The organism is Flintibacter faecis, from assembly GCF_014287875.1.
Lineage (GTDB): Bacteria > Bacillota > Clostridia > Oscillospirales > Oscillospiraceae > Lawsonibacter > Lawsonibacter faecis_A.
The window spans coordinates 171657-190521 of the sequence record NZ_JACOPN010000004.1 but is presented as its reverse complement, the minus strand read 5'-3'; the positions used below and the strand labels follow the sequence as shown (position 1 = coordinate 190521).

The window sequence follows — 18865 nt, the reverse complement described above, 5'->3', positions numbered from 1 at the left end:
TGCAGTGTAGGAACTGCGTACAAAAATTGGAAGAACAGATAAGAAATACAGGGAAATCAAACTCTGTAAAGCAATAGTGCCTTTCAGTATCCGCACAGTTGCAGAGGCATGAGATTTGCCGTATGATACCCGCGAGGAGGCGGTTTTATGCTACAAGTAGCGGCGTATTGCCGCGTATCCACGGATAAGGAGGATCAGGCGAACTCGTTTGAAGCGCAGCAGCGGTATTTCCGCGAGTACATCCAGCGCCAGCCGGATTGGGTTTTGCAGGGCATCTATGCCGACGAGGGCATCTCCGGCACATCGACCCGCAAGCGCGTGGAGTTCAATAAAATGCTCCACGCGGCGGAGCTGGGCCAGATCGACCTGATCGTGACCAAGGAGGTCAGCCGTTTTACCCGCAACACGGTGGACGCGCTGCAAATCACCCGCGCGCTGCGGCGGCGGGGTGTAGGGGTGCTGTTTCTCAATGACAGCCTGGATACCCGCACCAACGATGGGGAGCTGCGGCTGACGATCATGAGCTCCGTCGCGCAGGATGAGAGCCGAAGGACCTCTGAACGCTCCAAATGGGGACAGATGCGCAGCATGGAGAAGGGCGTCGTTTTTGGCGGCTCGCTGCTGGGTTACGACGTGATCGGCGGCAAAATGACCGTCAACCCGGAGGGCGCGGAAGTTGTCCGGCTCATCTTCCATAAGTACCTGCAAGAGCGCAAAGGGTGCAGCACCATCGCGCGGGAGCTGCGGGAGGCCGGTATCCTCAGCAGCAAGGGCAACTGCCTTTGGTCATCGGCCACCGTGACAAAGATCCTGAAAAATGAAAAATACTGCGGCGACCTGATCCAGAAAAAGACCTACACACCGGACTTCCTGACCCATGAAAAGAAGTACAACCACGGCAAGGAGCCGCTGGTCGAGCTGAAAGACCACCACGAGGCCATCATCGACCGGGAAACGTGGCAGGCGGTGCAGCGGGAGCTATCCCGACGCAACCGCGCGACGGGCCGCGGCGGACACGGCAACCGCTATCCGCTCTCCGGCAAAATTCGCTGCGGCGAGTGCGGCAAGAGCTTCTCTCACCGCACCCAAAAGCGGCAGGACGGCAGCTCCTATTATCGCTGGTGCTGCTTCACCGCCACCAACGAGGGCCTGCGGCGCACAGACGGCGCGGGAAATACCATCGGATGCAGCGTCGGGCGGCAGATCCGGGACGACATCGCCATGGATCTTCTACGGCGCTCCGTGAACGCCGTGACGCTGGATAAGAGAGCGATCATATCAAACCTCGCCCGCATTGTGGAAAGCGTTCTGGTGTCCGGCGACGACAGCGGCGAGCAGGAGCTGCGGCGGCTGGAGCTGGAGCTTGAAAAGCTGCAAGCCCGCAATGACACCATCCATGACCGCTTTTTCGACGAGAGCATCACCAAGGCTGACTATCAGCGCGCCAAAGCCCGCTGTGAAAGTGAAATGAACCGGGTGCGGGAGAAAATCGCCGCGATCCAACAGCGGCAGACGCTGAACACCGACACGCAGACCCTAAAGCCGGACATTCGCGCCGCCATCACGGGCATCGTCAGCGGGCGCACGGCGGACGACGACTTTTACGGTCATCTCCTCCAACAGATGACCGTGTACCGGGACGGCAGGGTAGCGGTGGCGCTCAATCTGCTGCCCGCCAAATGGGTCTATGTGCTGGACGGACTGGAAAAATACCGCGCCAAAATTGGGGGCCATGACGCTTCCTCTGTGCCGATGTCAGTCAGCACCCCTTTGGCCTCGGGGTAGGGCATGGTATAGCGCTGGGAGAGGTAGCGCATGGAGGCACCAAGCTCGCCGTCTGGCCCACCATACTGACTGATAATAAAGGCCGCCAGTTTGGGGTTGGGGGTGGCGATCTTCACCGGGAACTGGAGCTTTTTCTCATAAAAAAACATCCCTTATTTCACCTCATTCTGCTCATAGCACCAGGGCCAGGGCTCCTGGAGCCAGCGATAGCTGTCGCCTCCGGCTGCGGACTGGGTCAGGGGGCCGAAGCGGTCCTCATAGGCCGCCCGGGCCGCTTTCTCCATGGCGGTGTACTGGCGGAACAGGGCCAGAGCCTCGGTATCCTGGGGATGGGTGTCCAGATAGATGCCCAGCTCCAGCACCACGAACTCCAGGGCCTGCAGCTGGGCCATGGGGGTGTCGGGCAGGGTGCTGTTCTCCGTTTTCAGGTGGAAGGGCAGATTCAGGCCGGGGAAGAGCGTCCCGGCGCTGAGGGCCTGATCCTGGGCATACTGTTTGGCGTTCTCCTGCTGAAAGGGGACATAAGGCACGGCCAGTCCGGCGCAGGACGGCATGGTGCCATAGTGGTCAGGGCAGTGGGGCAGCGGGCAGGCGCTGCCGGTGGGTGTGTTCAAAGAAGATCCCTCCTCCATGGAATGTAAGGGACGCTGACAGGTCCCTCACGTCAGTCTATGCCGCCGGGGGGCGGATGTCACTTTCGGCATAGTCCAGGGGCGGGGGCCATAGGATAGGGCGGAGGTGGTGGGCTTGAAGCGCACGATGGTTTTGGCGGCGGCCTGGGTGGGGCTGACCGTCTTTCTCATGTTCTTGGCGGGGCGGTGTCTGCTGGGGAGGACGTGCCCGGCGGTTCAGACCGTTGTCCCGGCGGAGGAGACATTGATCCTGGACGCGGGCCACGGGGGAGAGGACGGGGGCGCGGTGTCCGTCACCGGGGCCCGGGAGAGCGACATCAATTTAGCGGTGGTCCTGCGCCTGCGGGACCTGCTGGCCTTTTACGGCACCGACCCGGTGCTGCTGCGGGAGAAGGATGTCTCGCTGCACAGTCCCGGGGCGGTGAGCCCCAGAGAGAAAAAGACCTCCGACCTGAAAAACAGGACGCAGGCGGTAAATCACATCCCGAACGCCACGCTGCTGAGCATCCATCAGAACGCCTATCCCCAGGGGAAATACTGGGGCAGCCAGGCCTTTTACGCCAAAACTGAGGGCTCGCAGGAGCTGGCCCAGGCTCTGCAGAGGGCCCTGCGGGAGAACCTGCAGCCGGACAACCGCCGGGAGTGCAAGCCAGTCCCGGACACCGTCTATCTAATGAACCACGTGAACTGCCGGGCGGTACTGCTGGAGTGCGGCTTTCTCACAAACCCGGAGGAGGAGGCCCTCCTGCGGGACGGGGCCTATCAAAAAAAGCTGGCGGCGGTGCTCCTGTCCGTGGTGCAGGAAGAAAAATCGGCTCGCTTTTCCTGAAAATGTATGGAGGAAAAAGAATCGCTGCCCCCTTGTCCGGGGCAAAAAATCCTGCTACAATAGAAACAAATGTATCAGACTAGGAGCGGAAACATGAAGGCAAAGACGCTGTTTTATTGTACCGACTGCGGCAACGAGACACCCAAGTGGATGGGCCGCTGCCCTGCCTGCGGGGCCTGGAACACCATGGAGGAGCGCCCGGCGGAAAAGCCGGGTGCCAAGAGCCGGAAGACGGGCTACGCCGTGGCCCGCGGCTCTGACACAGGGGTGGCCCTGAACCGCCCCAGGGCCATGGCCCAGGTGGAGACCACCGACGAGCTGCGCTTTCAGACCGGCATGGGCGAGCTGGACCGGGTGCTGGGCGGCGGGGCGGTGAAGGGCTCATTGGTACTGGTGGGCGGTGCGCCGGGCATCGGCAAGTCCACCCTGATGCTGCAGATCTGCGACAGCCTGTGCCGGTTTGCCAAGGTGCTGTATGTCTCCGGCGAGGAGTCGGAGCGGCAGATCAAGCTGCGGGCCGAGCGCCTGAACGTCCGGGGGGAGGGCCTGTACCTCCTGGCGGAGACCAATTTGGAGAATCTGGTGGATGCCGTCCACGCCATGCGGCCGGACGTGCTCATTGTGGACTCCATCCAGACCATGTACAACGGGGACGTGAGCGCCTCCCCCGGCAGCGTCAGCCAGGTGAAGGAGTGTACCATGACCCTGATGCAGCTGGCCAAGGGGGAGGGGATCACCGTCTTTGTCATCGGCCATGTGAACAAAGAGGGGTCCATCGCCGGGCCAAAGGTGCTGGAGCATATGGTGGACTGCGTCCTCTATTTCGAGGGGGAGCGGCACATGGCCTATCGCATCCTCCGGGCGGCCAAAAACCGCTTTGGGGCCACCAACGAGATCGGCGTGTTCGAGATGGAGGACTGCGGCCTGTCCGAGGTGCCCAATCCGTCCGAGGCCCTGCTCAGCGGGCGGCCCGCCGACGCCCCGGGCACCTGCGTCACCTGCGTGATGGAGGGGGTGCGCCCAGTGCTGGCGGAGATCCAGGCCCTGGTGGTGCCCAGCAGTCTGGGCAACCCCCGGCGGGTGAGCAACGGCATCGACTATAACCGGGCGGCCCTGCTGCTGGCGGTGCTGGAGAAGCGGGGCGGGCTGCTGTTGAGCAACTGCGATGCCTATATGAACGTCATCGGCGGCCTGGACCTGGAGGAGCCCGCCGCCGATTTAGCGGCCATCCTGGCTATGGCCAGCAGCTTTCGGGACAAGCCCGTGCCACACGACCTCACCGCCATCGGCGAGGTGGGCCTGACGGGGGAGCTGCGGGCGGTGAGCGCCCTGGGCCAGCGGCTGGCAGAGGTGCGGCGGCTGGGCTTTACCAAGTGCCTGGTGCCCAAGCGCATCCAGGGGAAGCTGACGGTGCCCGAGGGGCTGGAGCTCATCCGGGTGGCCAACATCCGGGAGGCCCTGGCGGCATTATTATAAGAGACTAAGAGACGGATCGCCACGTCGGGCTTTGCCCTCCTCGCAATGACAGGAAATAGCCCTTCAGATAATTACCAAGATGTCTAACGATTTTGCAAATTCAAAGAGAGGTCAGCCATGAAAAAAGGGATCGTATTGGAAGGTGGGGCCCTGCGGGCCATTTTCTCCAGCGGCGTGTGTGACGCCCTGCTGGAACAGGACGTGATGCCCGACTATCTGGTGGGCGTGTCCGCCGGCATCGCCTATGGAGTGAGCTATCTGTCCCGACAGCCCCGGCGAAACTTGAAGGTGGTCACCACCTATGCCCCGGACAAGCGGTATATGGGCATGCGGAATCTGGCAGATAAAGATAACCGGTGCTATTTCGGCCTGAAATTTGCCTATGACACCATTCCAAACCAGCTGATCCCATTTGATTATGACGCTTTCGCCTCCTATCCCGGCCAGGTGGAGGCGGTGGTGACCAACCTGAACACAGGCAAGGCGGAATATTTCCCCGTGCCCCGGCGGGACCGGTACTCCACGCTGCTTCAGGCCACCTGCGCCATGCCGTTGATGTTCCCCATCTTTCACCTGGGCGGACAGCCCTATCTGGACGGGGGCATTGCCGATGCCATCCCCTGGAAGCACGCCTTGGAGCAGGGGTGCGACCGGCTGCTGGTGGTGCTGACCCACCCCCGGGACTATGTCAGGAAGTCCGACCCCATGCAGAAGCTGCTCCACCGGACCTATCGGGATTACCCCAATTTCCTGCATGTGATGGAGCACCGGGCCCATGTGTACAACGAGAACCGGGAGGAGCTGTTCCGTCTGGAGCGCCAGGGGAAGGTGAAGGTCATCCTGCCCGACTCCACCATGGGGGTGTCCCGCACCGAGCGGGACCCGGAGAAGCTGCGCCTGCTGTGGGCCAAGGGCTATCAGATGGCGGTGGACCGGATGGAGGAGCTGAAGGACTATTTCACCCCCTGATCCGGCGGCCGCAGGTCGGGCTGGAGGGCGAACAGGGCCAGAGTGTCACCCACCACGGTGAAAAAGGCGGCCAGACGGCCCAGCTCCGCCTGGCCCTGATCCCGGGCCAGACAGAGGGACAGCGCTATGGCCAGAGCCAGCAGCTCCCGGCTGTCGCCGGAGGACAGATTCATAATGCACCACCACCGAACCCATTCTATGCCGGGGGTCCGGCGGTGGCGCTGTGTTTTGCGCACATTGGCGCATGGAGAGGAAGTAATTACATGAAGATCGTAGTCATCGACGGCCAGGGCGGCCGGCTGGGCAAGCTGCTGGTGGAGGGGGTCAAGGCCCGTCTGCCCCAGGCGGAGGTGTGGGCCCTGGGCACCAACAGCATCGCCACCGCCACCATGCTGAAGGCCGGGGCAGACTGCGGGGCCACCGGGGAGAACCCGGTGGTCCGGGGCGTGGCGGACGCCGACGCAGTGCTGGGGCCCATCGGCATCGTAGTGGCCCACGCCATTCTGGGGGAGGTGACCCCCGCCATGGCCCAGGCCGTGGGCGGCTGCCGGGCCAAAAAGTTTTTGGTGCCCATGAACAGCTGCGGCGTGGTGATCGCCGGGGTCCAGGAGCAGCCCCTGCCGGGCTATGTCGCCCAGGTGGTGGAGCAGCTGGCAACATCCTTAGCGTGACATAGAAAAACGCTGCGGAACTTCATCCGCAGCGTTTTTACCTGTCAATAAATCCTTTCTGGCATTCCGAGGAGCGAAAGCAGCGCAGCGCCCTGCCCTTCGTTCCCTTGGCTCCCCCTGTGGGGGAGCTGGCACGGCGTTAGCCGTGACTGAGAGGGCAGCCTCCCTTGTCAAAGGCCGATTCCCCTTATCAAGGGGAAATGTCCCGAAGGGACAAAAGGGATAGGGCTAGGTGGCACGGGCGCAGCGCCCGCAATGGGTACGCTGCATCCGTAAGGCAGCAGAGCTGCCAAGGGCTGCGCAGCCCGTGACGGAAGGATTCCGACCCCACGTCCCTAAGCCTTCCCCCTTCTAGGGGGAAGGTGCCCCCGCAGGGGGCGGATGAGGGCGGGTATCGTAAGGTGCGGAGGCCCTCGAACGGGCGGATGGGGACATCCGCCCCTACGCAGGGTTACGATAGATTTCGTAGGGGCCGCTGTCCTCAGCGGCCCGTCGATAACGGGTGCACCCCCGTGGTCCCCCTCATCCGTCATGGGCTTCGCCCATGCCACCTTCTCCCCTGCGGGGCGAAGGCTTTGGCCGTTCCGTCAGAAGCACTCAAATGTCGATGGCGTTCCCCTCATCCGTCATGGCTGCGCCATGCCACCTTCCCCCAGGGGAAGGCTTTTTGTTTCTTACCCCAGGAGACGGTGTAGGGGCGGATATGATCTGCCCGGAAAGCTGACCTAAAAACGGAATCCCTCACTCAGCTTCGCTGACTTTTCTGACAGTCTCAGGCATCGACCCAACGGCGATGCCTGTTTTGCTGTAAACTAATTGTCCCCGTTCCAAACCAGCTGGCAGCACTCCTTCACCCGGCAGGCGGCGAAATAGCGGTCCTCCAGGGGGATCCAGACCTGCCGGAAGCGGTCGGTGCAGCCGGGGCCCCGCTGGGCGATGCGCTCCAGGCGGGTGTCCCAGGGGGCCTGGGTCCAGATGCGCAGGTGATAGCGCTCCCGCAGGTCGGGGCGGAGGGAATAGCTGCCCTCAAACACCGCCAGAGGGGCGGGGGGAATGACGATCTCCGGCCCCAGGTCGCCGGTGCGGCACCGCCAGGGCCGATAGCGGGCGGCCTCGTTCCGGCACAGGGGGGAGAGGACCTGGGCATCAAAGCGCTCGTAGTCCACGTTGCCCCCCGGCTCCTCCAGCCGCTGGGGGGTGCGCTGGTGGGGCCGGAGAAAAAAGTCGTCCATGTGGATTACCGGGCAGCCATAGATGTCCGCCAGCGTCCGGGCCAGGGTGGACTTGCCCGAGGCGCAGGGGCCGTCGATGGCCAGGCGCACCTGATCCCGCCGGGCCAGCTCCCGGTCAATGGCCGCCAGAATGGGGACCAGCGCCCCGAACCGGGCCAGCACCACCCGATAGGCCGGGCGGTAGCGCGCTCGATAGGCGCTGCTGTGGCGCACCGCCGGACAGCCCCGGCGGCGGTAGTCAGCCGGAAAATCCGGCCACCCGGGCAGGCAAAAGTCCCGGACCTGGTCCAGCGCCCCTTCAAACGCCGCCCGGTCCCCCCGGAACTGCCGGGCGGTGAGAAAGAACAGGCGGTTCAGGGTGGCGGGGGAGAGCCCCGCTGCTTGGCTTGGCCGGAGGTTCAGCCGACACAGGCCGTTGCCCAGGGACTGGGTCAGGGGCTGGCCAAAATCGGGGCCGCACTGGGCCAGCTCCTCCTCCAAGCGGGTCAGAGAAGCCGGCTCCGAGGGGACCAGATGCTCCGGCCCCAGATAGCTTTGGAACAAAAATTTTACTGCGTCCACGGTCTCCAGACCGGGGTGGCTGTCGATATGCTCCTTCAGGAGCGCCGCAATCTGCTCCATGGTGTCAGGCGGCCTGGGGGATCAGGCGGGCCTTCTGCAGGGCCACCACCACCACGGGGATGGCCACCAGCTGGAGGAGGATGCCGGGGATGGCGGAGGTGAAGGCTCCGGCGATGAAGGCGGCAAAGGAGAACTGGGTGTTGCCCGTCAGGGTCAGCAGGGCCCGGACCACGCCCCACACCACACGCCCGGCTGCCATAGCGCCGATGAGGGAGGCATAGATGCCGCCCAGGTTCTTGGGCAGGCGGCGGTACAGCGCACCGGACACCAGGCCGTAGACGGCCATCTCAAAGGCCATGGAGATGGCGGTGGGGAACATGGGGGGCATCCCCAACAGAGTGGAGCGGAGCAGAGGGGCCACAAAGCCCACCACAGCGCCCCACACGCCGCCGCACAAAAAGCCGCACAGCAGGGTGGGCAGGTGCATGGGCAGCAGCATGGAGCCGATCTGGGGGATGTTTCCGGTAAAGTTGGGCAGAACATAGGCCAGGGCCAGCATCAGGGCGGCCACCACCATGTTCTTGACGGAGCGGTTCGTGTTTGTCATTGAAAAACTTCCTTTCCTGAACGGGATAAAAAATACCGCAAAAGCAGCCCCGCCCTTCTGGGCAGGCGATACCTTTGCGGTATGTGATTCCATCCGTATGAAATAATGCAGGGGAAGGGATGCGCAGGGGCCGGCTTCATGCCAGCATTTGCTTTAGTATAGCACAGAGCAGGAGCGGGGTCAAACGTTTTTAGTAGATCCCCTTTCCGCCGTTCCACTTCCAGTCCCGCACCTCGGGCATATCCTGGCCGTGGGTGGTGATGTACTGGCGGTGCTCCACCAGCTTGTCCTTCATCTCCTGAATGAGATAGGCGGCGCTGTTGCCCAGCTGGGGCAGGCGCTTCACCGTGTCCATGACCAGGTGGAAGCGGTCGATGTCGTTGCGTACCCGCATGTCGAAGGGGGTGGTGATGGTGCCCTCCTCCTTGTAACCCCGGACGTGGAGCTTTTTGTTGTGGCGGCGATAGGTCAGCTCGTGGACCAGGGTGGGGTAGCCGTGGAAGGCGAAGATGATGGGGGCATCGGTGGTGAACAGGGCGTCATAGTCCTCGTCGGTAAGGCCGTGGGGGTGCTCGGTGTGGGGCTGCAGCTTCATCAGGTCCACCACGTTCACCACCCGGATCTTCAGGTCGGGCAGGTGGTGGCGCAGGATGGTCACGGCGGCCAGGGTCTCCAGGGTGGGGGTGTCGCCGCAGCAGGCCAGCACTGCGTCCGGCTCATGGCCCTGGTCGTTGGAGGCCCACTGCCAGATACCGATGCCGTGGGTGCAGTGCTTGATGGCCTCCTCCATGTTCAGCCACTGGGGCCGTGGGAGCTTGGAGGCGATCATCACGTTGATCTGGTTCCGACTCTGGATGCAGTGGTCAAAGCAGGACAGCAGGCAGTTGGCGTCGGGGGGGAGGTAGAGCCGCACCACGTCCGCCTTTTTGTTGGCCACATGGTCCAGAAAGCCCGGGTCCTGGTGGGTGAAGCCGTTGTGGTCCTGCTGCCACACGTTGGAGGCCAGCACATAGTTCAGCGATGCAATGGACTGCCGCCAAGGCAGCTGGCGGCACACCTTCAGCCACTTGGCGTGCTGAGAGACCATGGAGTCCACGATGCGGATGAACGCCTCGTAGCTGTTGAAAAAGCCGTGCCGCCCGGTGAGGAGATAGCCCTCCAGCCAGCCCTGACACAGATGCTCGGACAGGGCCGCATCCATCACCCGCCCATCGTGGGAGAGGCAGGAATCTGTCTCCGGGTCGATCTCGTCGGCCCAGCGGCGGCCGCTGGCCTGGAACACCTGCTCCAGACGATTGGAGGCCGTCTCGTCCGGCCCGAAGATGCGGAAGTTCCGCCCGGCCAGGTTCCGGGACATCAGGTCCCGGACATAGCCGCCCAAAACGGCCATGTCCTCCGTCTCCACCGCACCGGGCCGGGGCACCTCTTGGGCGTACTCCCGAAAGTCGGGGATGCGCAGGTCCCGCAGCAGCAGGCCGCCGTTGGCGTGGGGGTTGGCTCCCATGCGCCGCTCCCCCCTGGGGGCGAAGTCCTGGAGGGAGGGGATGAGGGCGCCGTTCTCGTCAAAGAGCTCCTCGGGGTGATAGCTGCGCAGCCAGGCCTCCAGCTGCTCCAGCCGCCCCGGCCGGCCGTCGTGGACGGGGATGGGGGCCTGGTGGGCGCGCCAGGAGCCCTCCACGATTTTTCCGTCCACTTCCTTGGGGCCGGTCCAGCCCTTGGGGGTGCGCAGGACGATCATGGGCCAGCGGGGCCGGGCGGCATCGCCGCTGGACCGGGCGTACTCCTGAATGCGCTGGATCTCCCGCACCGCCCAGTCCAGGGCGGCGGCCATCTTCTGGTGCATGGACTGGGGCTCGTCCCCCTCCACAAAGCGGGGCTCCCAGCCGCAGCCCTTGAAGAACATCTCCAACTCCTCGTGGGAGATGCGGGCAAAGATCGTGGGGTTGGAGACCTTAAATCCGTTCAGATGCAGAATGGGCAGCACCGCCCCGTCGGTGATGGGGTTTAAAAACTTGTTGGAGTGCCATGCGGCGGCCAGGGGGCCGGTCTCTGCCTCGCCGTCGCCCACCACGCAGGCGGCGATGAGGCCGGGGTTGTCCATCACCGCGCCGAAGGCGTGGGCCAGGGAATAGCCCAGCTCGCCCCCCTCGTTGATGGAGCCGGGGGTCTCCGGCGCGGTGTGGCAGGGGATGCCGCCGGGGAAAGAAAACTGGCGGAACAGCCGCTTCATCCCGGCCACGTCCTGGCTGATGTTGGGGTATATCTCGCTGTAGGAGCCGTCCAGATAGTCCTGGGCCACCACGGCGTTGCCCCCGTGGCCGGGGCCGCAGAGGTAGATCATGTCCAGGTCATATTTCACAATGGCCCGGTTTAAATGGGTGTAGATGAAGTTCTGTCCGGGACAGGTGCCCCAGTGGCCCACGATGTGCTGCTTCAGATGCTCAGGCTGCAGGGGCTGGCGCAGCAGGGGGTTGTCCAGCAGATAGAGCTGGCCGGCGGACAGATAGTTGGCCGCCCGCCACCAGGCATCCACCGCCCGGAGCTGCTCCTTGGTGAGAGAGTCCTTTTTCGACATGCGGGCAGGGGCCTTGGCCGCCGCCTTTGAACTGTTGTCCGCCGCTTTTGCCATGGAAGCGCCTCCTTAATAGAAAACCAGCCCGTCTTTGTTCTTTTTAAAAGAACTCTGAACGCAGCAAACGTCTGCGTCAGTGGGGAGACGGGCGGAGTTGATCAAGTAAGAACTAAGTTAAGTATACTCTAAAGCGGCGAAAAGTCAATTCATATCGAAAGCTATCCCGTAAAATCGGGATATCTCACAGATAAAACAAAAACAGAGAAAGAAAGGCAGAGTAATTGAAACAGTCGAGGGGAGAAGAGAGAAAATCGGGGACCGGTCCCCCGATTTGACAGGCCAAGTATAATAAGATCAAAACCGCAAAAGGGGAGAGGACCGTGGCATCCGGAAAAGAATATCTGAATTACATTTTGGAGCAGCTGTCCGGCCTGGAGGAGATCACTTACCGGGCCATGATGGGTGAGTTCATCCTGTATTACCGGGGCAAGATCGTGGGCGGCATCTATGATGACCGGCTGCTGGTGAAGCCTGTGAAGGCGGCTGTGGCCTATATGCCCACGGCCATTTATGAGCTGCCCTATGCGGGGGCAAAAGAGATGCTGCTGGTGGACGAGGTGGATGATAAAGCGTTCCTGACGGGCCTGTTCAACGCCATGTACGATGAACTGCCTGCGCCAAAGGCGAAGAGACGGAAGTAAACGAACAAAGGCAGCGTGTCGATAAACCCTTTTCTGTCATTCCGAGAAGCGCAGCGACGTGGGAATCCGTAACCAAAAAGTCGGGAATGTGCTGATACTCGTGAGTTTTAGGAACGGATTGCCACGTCGGCCCGTTGGGCCTCCTCGCAATGACAGGCTTTTTTGACAGTCTCAGGGACGGTCCCCGCGGGAACCGTCCCTTTGACTCAGATGCTATGTAGCTTCAGGCTTCAAATATGCAAAATCCGCTCTCTATCCGCCTTTAAACCTATAAAAAAGAGAAGACTGCGACACCGCAGTGTCACGCGCCTTCTCTTTTCATGACTGGTTTTTCTGTCGTCCGCCGACGCTCAGTTCCATCTGGTCAAAGACCATTCTACTGCATCTATATCGGGTTTTTCTGTTGCCCGCCAACGCTCCGGCCCAAAGTCCGGCATCTCTTTCGGATTTTAGGTGCCAGTCACACCAGAGGGATGATGCCCTCTATCCACATTTATTATATGCGGGATTTCAGAAAATGTCAATCGGATTTGATGGGATTTTTTTCAACAAGCAAAGGCTGGCCCCCGGGGAGACCGGCCTTTGCCGTTGGAACAGATCAGGAACGCCTTACTCGTGGTGTCTGGCGCGTTTGGCGCGGTTGATGGCGGAGAGGATGCCGCGCAGGGGGGCCAGGTTGATGTTGTGGGACAGGCCCACGCCCCAATACTTCTTGCCGTCCCGCTGATCCTGAAGCAGGATATAGGCCACGCCCTGGGAGTCAGAGCCGTCGGTGATGGCGTGGGAGGCGTAGTCCAGGAAGGAGAAGCGGGCCATCTTCTCGCCCTTGATGGCGTTGAAGAAGGCATCGATGGGGCCGTTGCCCTCGCCGGACACCTGGAAGATGGTGTCGGTGTGCTGGATGGTGCCCTGGAAGGCCACATGGGAGTGGCCCTCGCCGTCGATGGTCTCCTGGAAGGCGTGCTTGAGCAGTTTGTAGGGGCCATCCACGTCGATGTAGGTCTGGTGGAACAGCTGGTTGATGCGCTCCGGGGTGATCTCGGTGCCTACGGCATCGGTCTCGTGCTGGACCACCGAACCAAACTCCGGGTGCATGGCCTTGGGCAGATCAAAGCCGAAGTTGTGCTCCATGATATAGGCTGCGCCGCCCTTGCCGGACTGGGAGTTGATGCGGATGATGGGCTCGTACTCCCGGCCCACGTCTGCGGGGTCGATGGGCAGATAGGGGATCTCCCAATACTCGGTGCCCGAGTCCTTCATATACTGGCTGCCCTTGTTGATGGCGTCCTGGTGGCTGCCGGAGAAGGCGGTGAACACCAGCTTGCCGGCGTAGGGCTGGCGGTCGCCCACGGGCATCTTGGTGCAGCGCTCGAACATCTCTTTGATCTTGTTGATGTCGTGGAAGTCCAGCTCCGGGTCGATGCCCTGGGTCCACATGTTCATGGCCAGGGTGACCATGTCCACGTTGCCGGTGCGCTCGCCGTTGCCGAACAGGGTGGCTTCCACACGGTCGGCCCCGGCCAGCAGGCCCAGCTCGGTGGTGGCCACGCCGGTGCCTCGGTCGTTGTGGGGGTGGAGGGAGATAATGGCGCTGTCCCGGCCGGGGATCTTGCGGCAGAAATACTCCAGCATGTCGGCAAACTGGTTGGGCATGCAGTTCTCCACGGTGGTGGGCAGGTTCAGGATGACCTTGCGCTCCGGGGTGGCGTGGAGGTGCTCCAGCACCGCCTGGCAGATCTCCACGGCGTAGTCCATCTCGGTGCCCATAAAGGACTCGGGGGAATACTCAAAGCGCAGGTTCATGCCCTGGTCAATGAGGGGCTTGCTCATCTCATAGATCAGGTCGGCGGCGTCGGTGGCGATTTTGGTGATGCCGTCGGTATCCATGTGGAACACCACCTTGCGCTGGAGGGTGGAGGTGGAGTTATAGAAGTGGAGGATGACGTTCTTGGCACCGCGAATGGCCTCGAAGGTCTTCTTGATCAGGTGCTCCCGGGCCTGGACCAGCACCTGGATGGTCACGTCGTCGGGGATGTGGCCGCCCTCGATCAGCTCCCGGCAGATCTCGTACTCCGTCTCGCTGGCGGAGGGGAAGCCGATCTCGATCTCCTTCACGCCGATGTCCACCAGCGTGTGGAAATACTCCAGCTTCTCCTGCAGGTTCATGGGGTCCACCAGGGCCTGGTTGCCGTCCCGCAGGTCCACGGAGCACCAGACGGGGGCCTTGGTGATGACCCTGTCGGGCCAGGTGCGGTTTTCGATCTTCTGGGGCTGGAAGGGAATGTACTTTTGATATCCGGGTTTCATAGCGATAAGAGCCTCCTTAGAAATGTCCGTCAGGGAAAATAAAAACGCCCCTGACTTGTCTGTTCAAGTCAGGGGCGTGAACATCACGCGGTACCACCCTGGTTCAGCCGTTGGTCGCCCAAACGGCCCTTAGAAGCCTCTAACAAGGCCGGGGCCGATAACGGGGCCAGACGTTCTGTCCTACTGAGTTGTTCAGACAGAAGGCTCGGGGAGCAGTTATACACAGCGGAGCACACATCGGTTCGCACCAACCACCGACTCTCTGAAATGGGCAGGCCGCTGTCTTTATTCCCGTCATCGCCTGTTGTAACGATGATTGTAGCGAAAAAGAGGGCGTTTGTCAAGCACTGACAGAAAAATATTTCAGTCCCCGGTCAAATTACTCGCTTTCAAGGCAAGCACAATATCTCTGATTCGTTTTTTCGTCATGATGACTTACAGCTCCTTCTGAAAGATCAGCGATAGGGTCTCTATGTCGCCGATGCCCCGGTTCTCCACGGGGACGTAGCCCTCAAAGGACCAGCCGTCCATCAGGCGGTCCTTGATGATGTTTTCGATGCCGGTGAAGCAGTATTTCATGCCCTTGCTGAAGCCATAGCCGCTCAGTTCCGACTTGACCCGCACGAATTCCACTTTTTTCATAGGGACACCTCCATGAGCAGTTTATTCTTTTTGTTCCACATCATTGTACCATGTCCCGGACGGCCCGGGCAACAAAATTTATTCTGCTTTCCATTTTCAAAACTTTGTGGTACAATAGTACGACTAACAGCGAACAGGGGAGGGCGGCATGATCATTTTAGGCATCGACCCCGGGGTGGCCACCATCGGGTTTGGCCTGGTCCGGGCGGAGCGGAATCGGAACCAGCTGCTGCGCTATGGGGTCATCACCACGCCGCCGGGCATCCCCCTGTCCAACCGGCTGCTGCAGATCTCCAACGACATGGAGGAGCTGATCCACGCCTTTCACCCCGATGAGATGGCGGTGGAGGAGTTATTTTTCACCAAAAACATCACCACCGGCATCGCCGTGGCCCATGGCCGGGGGGTGATCCTGCTGGCCGCCGAGAAGCTGGGGGTGCCCGTGTTCGAGTATACCCCCATGCAGGTGAAGCAGGCGGTGGTGGGCTACGGCAAGGCGGAAAAGCGCCAGGTGATGCTGATGACCCAGCGCCTGCTGCACATGAAGGAGATCCCCCGGCCCGACGATGCCGCCGACGCCCTGGCCCTGGCCATCTGCCACAGCCGGGCGGCCACCTCCCTTTTGAACACAGACCGGGAGTTCGATCCGGCGAAATACGACACCAGATAACAAATCACAACATCACAAGGAGTGATCCTTTTGTTTTACTATGTCAGCGGCCCGGTGGCCCATATCGAGGCCAACCTGGCTGTGATCGACTGCGGCGGGGTGGGCTATGCCTGCCGCACCACCAGCCACACCCTGTCCAAGCTGAAGCAGGGGGAGAAGGCCAAGCTGTTCACCCACCTGAACACCCGGGAGGACGCTGTGGAGCTGTTCGGGTTCGGCACCCAGGAGGAGCTGAACCTGTTCCGCCAGCTCATCTCCGTCTCCGGCGTGGGGCCAAAGGCGGCGTTGTCCATCCTGTCGGCCACCACCCCGGCCAACCTGGCCCTGTCCATCATCACCGGGGACGAGAAGGCCCTCACCTGCGCCCCGGGCATCGGCAAAAAGATCGCCCAGCGGGTGATCCTGGAGCTGAAGGACAAGCTGGCTAAGGGCCAGACCCTGGGCACCGCCGGGGAGAGCTATGGCGGCAGCGGCATCACCGTCATCCCGGAGAACAAGCTGTCGGAGGCCTCCGCAGCCCTGGCCGTGCTGGGCTATTCCCAGGGGGAGATCAACCTGGCCCTGAAGGGCCTGGAGCTGGACAGCCTGACCCTGGAGCAGATCATCAAGGCGGCACTGAAAAAGATGATGAAGCATTAAATTTCTGACCGCCAATAGGAAGTGACCCAATGTCTATTGATTTTTCCAACTCGGATTTTGACCCCCAGGAGATGGAGGAGCCTCTGGTGACCACCTCCCTGACCCGGGAGGATGAGAACGAATACTCCCTCCGGCCCAAGACCCTGCGGGAGTACATCGGCCAGGAGAAGGCCAAGGGAAATCTGGAGGTGTTTATCCAGGCGGCCAAGATGCGCCGCGAGCCCCTGGACCATGTGCTGCTCCACGGCCCCCCGGGCCTGGGCAAGACCACCCTGTCCGGCATCATCGCCAACGAGATGGGGGTGAACGTGCGGGTGACCTCCGGCCCGGCCATCGAGAAGGCGGGGGACCTGGCCGCCCTGCTGACCAACTTAAATGAGAACGACATCCTCTTTGTGGACGAGATCCACCGGCTGAACCGCCAGGTGGAGGAGATCCTATACCCGGCCATGGAGGACTATGTCATCGACATCATCATCGGCAAGGGCCCCTCGGCCAACTCCGTGCGGCTGGACCTGCCCAAATTCACCCTCATCGGGGCGACCACCCGGGCCGGACAGCTGTCCGCCCCTCTGCGGGACCGCTTCGGCGTGACGCTGCGGCTGGAGCTGTACACCCCGGAGGAGCTGGCCCTCATCGTCAAGCGCTCGGCGGACATTCTGGAGGTGCCCATCGAGGACGACGGGGCCATGGAGATCGCCCGGCGCTCCCGGGGCACGCCACGCATCGCCAACCGGATGCTCCGGCGGGTGCGGGACTTCGCCCAGGTGCGGGCGGGGGGTGTCATCACCAAAAAGGTGGCCGACGAGGCCCTCACCGCCCTGGAGATCGACTATCTGGGCCTGGACACCATCGACCACCGGATGCTGCGCAGCATCATGGAAAACTATCGGGGCGGCCCTGTGGGCCTGGACACCCTGGCGGCCACCATCAACGAGGAGGCCGTGACCCTGGAGGACGTGTACGAGCCCTATCTCATGCAGCTGGGCTTTCTCACCCGCACCCCCAGGGGCCGGTGCGTCACGGCGAAGGCCTATCAGCATCTGGGGCTGCCTGTCCCCGGCGTGACGGCGGGGGAGAGCAGCGGCCTGGACCAGCTGTCCCTGTAAACACAGAAAAACCGGCCCTACAGACCGGGTCAGTCTTAAAAAGAATGAGGAGATCGAACTATGGGAAAGTTATTTGGGACCGACGGCATCCGCGGCGTGGTCAACGCCGGTCTGGATGCGGACTTGGCGTATAAGGTGGGCCTGGCTGCGGCGCAGGTGTTGGCACGGGACAAGCAGCCGGGGGAGAAGCCCCTGGTCACCATCGGCAAGGACACCCGCATCTCCGGCGACCTGCTGAAGGGCTCCCTCATTGCGGGCCTTTGTACCGCCGGGGCCGACGTGCTGGACCTGGGCACCCTGCCCACCCCCGGCGTGGCCTGGGTGACGGTGGACGAGGGGGCGGACGCCGGCATCGTCATCTCCGCCAGCCACAACCCCTTCGAGCATAACGGCATTAAGATCTTCAACGGCAAGGGCTTTAAGCTCTCTGACGAGCTGGAGGAGCAGATCGAGGACATCGTCCTCTTCGGCCACAACAATGTGCCCCGCAAGACCCACGGGGACATCGGCAAGGTGAGCTATGTGGCCCCCAAGGCCTCGGAGGACTATATCGACCACCTGGAGGGGACCATCGACTCCACCCTGGGCGGGCTGCGCATTTTGGTGGACTGCGCCAACGGTGCGGCCTCCGCCACCGCCGCCCGGCTGTTTGACCGCTTCTCCAAGCTGCGCACCGACGTGATCAACGCCGACCCCGACGGGGTGAACATCAACGACAAGTGCGGCTCCACCCACACCGATGCCCTGGCCGCCATGGTCAAGGCCGGCGGCTATGACATCGGCATCGCCTTTGACGGCGACGCAGACCGGTGCCTGGCGGTGGACGAGCTGGGCAACCTCATCGACGGAGACCAGATCATGGCCGCCTGCGGTCTGGATCTGCTGCAAAAGGGCAAGCTGTCCGGCGAGACAGTGGTGGCCACGGTGATGTCCAACCTGGGGCTGCACCGGTTTGTGAAGGAGCACGGCATGAAGCTGGAGTGTACCAACGTGGGCGACCGGAACGTGCTGGAGCGGATGCTGGAGAAGGGCTATGCCATCGGCGGCGAGCAGTCCGGCCACATGATCTTCTTAGAGCACGCCACCACCGGAGACGGCGAGCTGACCGCCCTGCAGATGCTGGCCCTGCTGAAGGAGAGCGGCAAAAAGGCCTCTGAGGTCTTTGGGGCCTGCCCCCGATATCCCCAGGTGCTCATCAATATCCCCGTGGCCAACAACGACGTGAAGAAGGCCGTCATGGCCAGTGCGGAGCTGGCCCAGGCTGTGGCCGGGGAGGAGGAGAAGCTGGGCGACGAGGGCCGTGTGCTGGTGCGTCCCTCCGGTACCGAGGCGCTGATGCGGGTCATGGTGGAGGCCAAGACCCAGCAGACCGCCCAGGAAGCCGCCCAGCGGCTGGCGGATCTGATCGCCAAGCTGTAAGCATCTGCCATGGATTTTGTCGGTTCTGGGAAAATGAACAAAAT

17 protein-coding genes, 1 pseudogene and 1 other annotated feature are annotated in these 18865 nt (G+C 62.2%); of the genes and pseudogenes, 10 read left to right on the top strand and 8 right to left on the bottom strand.

What is annotated here, in order from left to right; all coding sequences use genetic code 11:
• Positions 1-147 precede the first annotated feature (147 nt).
• Positions 148-1785 carry a recombinase family protein gene (locus tag H8S55_RS07605; RefSeq protein ID WP_186878471.1) on the top strand — a complete coding sequence of 546 codons (1638 nt, stop codon included), beginning with the start codon at positions 148-150 and terminating at the stop codon, positions 1783-1785.
• Here H8S55_RS07605 and H8S55_RS07600 read toward each other — a convergent pair.
• A pseudogene (locus H8S55_RS07600) lies at positions 1740-1934 on the bottom strand (manganese catalase family protein); the annotation flags it as partial. The gene H8S55_RS07605 and the pseudogene H8S55_RS07600 sit on opposite strands and share 46 nt — an antisense overlap.
• Before the next feature lie 3 nt (positions 1935-1937).
• On the bottom strand, positions 1938-2399 hold the full coding sequence (locus tag H8S55_RS07595) for a spore coat protein CotJB (protein ID WP_227146617.1): 462 nt from the start codon (positions 2397-2399) through the stop codon (positions 1938-1940).
• Between the two features lie 133 nt (positions 2400-2532).
• On the opposite strand from H8S55_RS07595, the gene H8S55_RS07590 reads away from it, so the two are divergent.
• From H8S55_RS07590 to H8S55_RS07580, 3 genes are all read left to right on the top strand, one after another.
• Positions 2533-3246 carry an N-acetylmuramoyl-L-alanine amidase gene (locus H8S55_RS07590; protein WP_186878470.1) on the top strand — a complete coding sequence of 238 codons (714 nt, stop codon included), beginning with the start codon at positions 2533-2535 and terminating at the stop codon, positions 3244-3246.
• Positions 3247-3339: 93 nt separating this feature from the next.
• Positions 3340-4722, top strand: coding sequence for a DNA repair protein RadA (gene radA / locus H8S55_RS07585; RefSeq protein ID WP_186878469.1), 1383 nt, complete (start codon positions 3340-3342; stop codon positions 4720-4722).
• A 117-nt stretch (positions 4723-4839) separates the two neighbouring features.
• A complete protein-coding gene (locus H8S55_RS07580) occupies positions 4840-5691 on the top strand; it encodes a patatin-like phospholipase family protein (RefSeq protein ID WP_186878468.1) in 852 nt (283 codons plus the stop codon).
• Here H8S55_RS07580 and H8S55_RS07575 read toward each other — a convergent pair.
• Positions 5676-5864: a hypothetical protein gene (locus H8S55_RS07575; RefSeq protein ID WP_147563303.1), complete on the bottom strand. Its 189-nt coding sequence runs from the start codon at positions 5862-5864 to the stop codon at positions 5676-5678. The two genes, H8S55_RS07580 and H8S55_RS07575, sit on opposite strands and share 16 nt — an antisense overlap.
• A gap of 90 nt (positions 5865-5954) precedes the next feature.
• On the opposite strand from H8S55_RS07575, the gene H8S55_RS07570 reads away from it, so the two are divergent.
• Complete coding sequence (locus H8S55_RS07570) at positions 5955-6362, top strand: DUF3842 family protein (protein ID WP_186878466.1); 408 nt, start codon at positions 5955-5957, stop codon at positions 6360-6362.
• Positions 6363-7174: 812 nt separating this feature from the next.
• Here the strand turns inward: H8S55_RS07570 and H8S55_RS07565 are convergent.
• The 3 genes from H8S55_RS07565 to H8S55_RS07555 form a co-directional block, all read right to left on the bottom strand.
• Entirely contained in the window at positions 7175-8215 is a 1041-nt protein-coding gene (locus tag H8S55_RS07565) for a uridine kinase family protein (protein WP_186878465.1), read from the bottom strand.
• Positions 8216-8219: 4 nt separating this feature from the next.
• Entirely contained in the window at positions 8220-8762 is a 543-nt protein-coding gene (locus H8S55_RS07560) for an ECF transporter S component (protein WP_186878464.1), read from the bottom strand.
• 190 nt (positions 8763-8952) lie between these two features.
• Entirely contained in the window at positions 8953-11337 is a 2385-nt protein-coding gene (locus tag H8S55_RS07555) for a phosphoketolase family protein (protein ID WP_186878534.1), read from the bottom strand.
• Positions 11338-11714: 377 nt separating this feature from the next.
• Here H8S55_RS07555 and H8S55_RS07550 point away from each other — a divergent pair, with 377 nt between their 5' ends.
• Entirely contained in the window at positions 11715-12035 is a 321-nt protein-coding gene (locus H8S55_RS07550; protein WP_186878463.1) for a TfoX/Sxy family protein, read from the top strand.
• A gap of 609 nt (positions 12036-12644) precedes the next feature.
• On the opposite strand, the gene leuA is transcribed toward H8S55_RS07550, so the two are convergent.
• Positions 12645-14342, bottom strand: coding sequence for a 2-isopropylmalate synthase (gene leuA / locus H8S55_RS07545; RefSeq protein ID WP_186878462.1), 1698 nt, complete (start codon positions 14340-14342; stop codon positions 12645-12647).
• 67 nt (positions 14343-14409) lie between these two features.
• Positions 14410-14649: a binding site (T-box leader), on the bottom strand.
• 128 nt (positions 14650-14777) lie between these two features.
• On the bottom strand, positions 14778-14984 hold the full coding sequence (locus H8S55_RS07540) for a DUF4177 domain-containing protein (RefSeq protein ID WP_186878461.1): 207 nt from the start codon (positions 14982-14984) through the stop codon (positions 14778-14780).
• 148 nt (positions 14985-15132) lie between these two features.
• Between H8S55_RS07540 and ruvC the strand changes: the two genes are divergently transcribed.
• The 4 genes from ruvC to glmM are packed head-to-tail and all read left to right on the top strand — an operon-like array spanning position 15133 to position 18821.
• Positions 15133-15654, top strand: a complete 522-nt coding sequence (gene ruvC, locus H8S55_RS07535) for a crossover junction endodeoxyribonuclease RuvC (protein ID WP_186878460.1) — start codon at positions 15133-15135, stop codon at positions 15652-15654.
• Positions 15655-15684: 30 nt separating this feature from the next.
• Positions 15685-16293: a Holliday junction branch migration protein RuvA gene (ruvA, locus tag H8S55_RS07530; RefSeq protein ID WP_186878459.1), complete on the top strand. Its 609-nt coding sequence runs from the start codon at positions 15685-15687 to the stop codon at positions 16291-16293.
• 29 nt (positions 16294-16322) lie between these two features.
• The gene (gene ruvB / locus H8S55_RS07525) at positions 16323-17402 is read left to right on the top strand and encodes a Holliday junction branch migration DNA helicase RuvB (RefSeq protein WP_186878458.1); all 1080 of its coding nucleotides are present in this window, start codon (positions 16323-16325) and stop codon (positions 17400-17402) included.
• A gap of 60 nt (positions 17403-17462) precedes the next feature.
• Complete coding sequence (gene glmM / locus H8S55_RS07520; protein ID WP_186878457.1) at positions 17463-18821, top strand: phosphoglucosamine mutase; 1359 nt, start codon at positions 17463-17465, stop codon at positions 18819-18821.
• Positions 18822-18865: the final 44 nt, after the last annotated feature.

Bases quoted from the DNA above. Each gene is read 5' to 3' on its own strand.
- H8S55_RS07570 (WP_186878466.1), top strand. From the start codon at position 5,955: ATGAAGATCGTAGTCATCGACGGCCAGGGCGGCCGGCTGGGCAAGCTG.
- ruvB (WP_186878458.1), top strand. From the start codon at position 16,323: ATGTCTATTGATTTTTCCAACTCGGATTTTGACCCCCAGGAGATGGAG.
- ruvC (WP_186878460.1), top strand. From the start codon at position 15,133: ATGATCATTTTAGGCATCGACCCCGGGGTGGCCACCATCGGGTTTGGC.
- glmM (WP_186878457.1), top strand. From the start codon at position 17,463: ATGGGAAAGTTATTTGGGACCGACGGCATCCGCGGCGTGGTCAACGCC.
- H8S55_RS07565 (WP_186878465.1), bottom strand. From the start codon at position 8,215: ATGGAGCAGATTGCGGCGCTCCTGAAGGAGCATATCGACAGCCACCCC.
- H8S55_RS07560 (WP_186878464.1), bottom strand. From the start codon at position 8,762: ATGACAAACACGAACCGCTCCGTCAAGAACATGGTGGTGGCCGCCCTG.
- radA (WP_186878469.1), top strand. From the start codon at position 3,340: ATGAAGGCAAAGACGCTGTTTTATTGTACCGACTGCGGCAACGAGACA.
- H8S55_RS07580 (WP_186878468.1), top strand. From the start codon at position 4,840: ATGAAAAAAGGGATCGTATTGGAAGGTGGGGCCCTGCGGGCCATTTTC.
- H8S55_RS07555 (WP_186878534.1), bottom strand. From the start codon at position 11,337: ATGTCGAAAAAGGACTCTCTCACCAAGGAGCAGCTCCGGGCGGTGGAT.
- leuA (WP_186878462.1), bottom strand. From the start codon at position 14,342: ATGAAACCCGGATATCAAAAGTACATTCCCTTCCAGCCCCAGAAGATC.
- H8S55_RS07540 (WP_186878461.1), bottom strand. From the start codon at position 14,984: ATGAAAAAAGTGGAATTCGTGCGGGTCAAGTCGGAACTGAGCGGCTAT.
- H8S55_RS07575 (WP_147563303.1), bottom strand. From the start codon at position 5,864: ATGAATCTGTCCTCCGGCGACAGCCGGGAGCTGCTGGCTCTGGCCATA.
- H8S55_RS07605 (WP_186878471.1), top strand. From the start codon at position 148: ATGCTACAAGTAGCGGCGTATTGCCGCGTATCCACGGATAAGGAGGAT.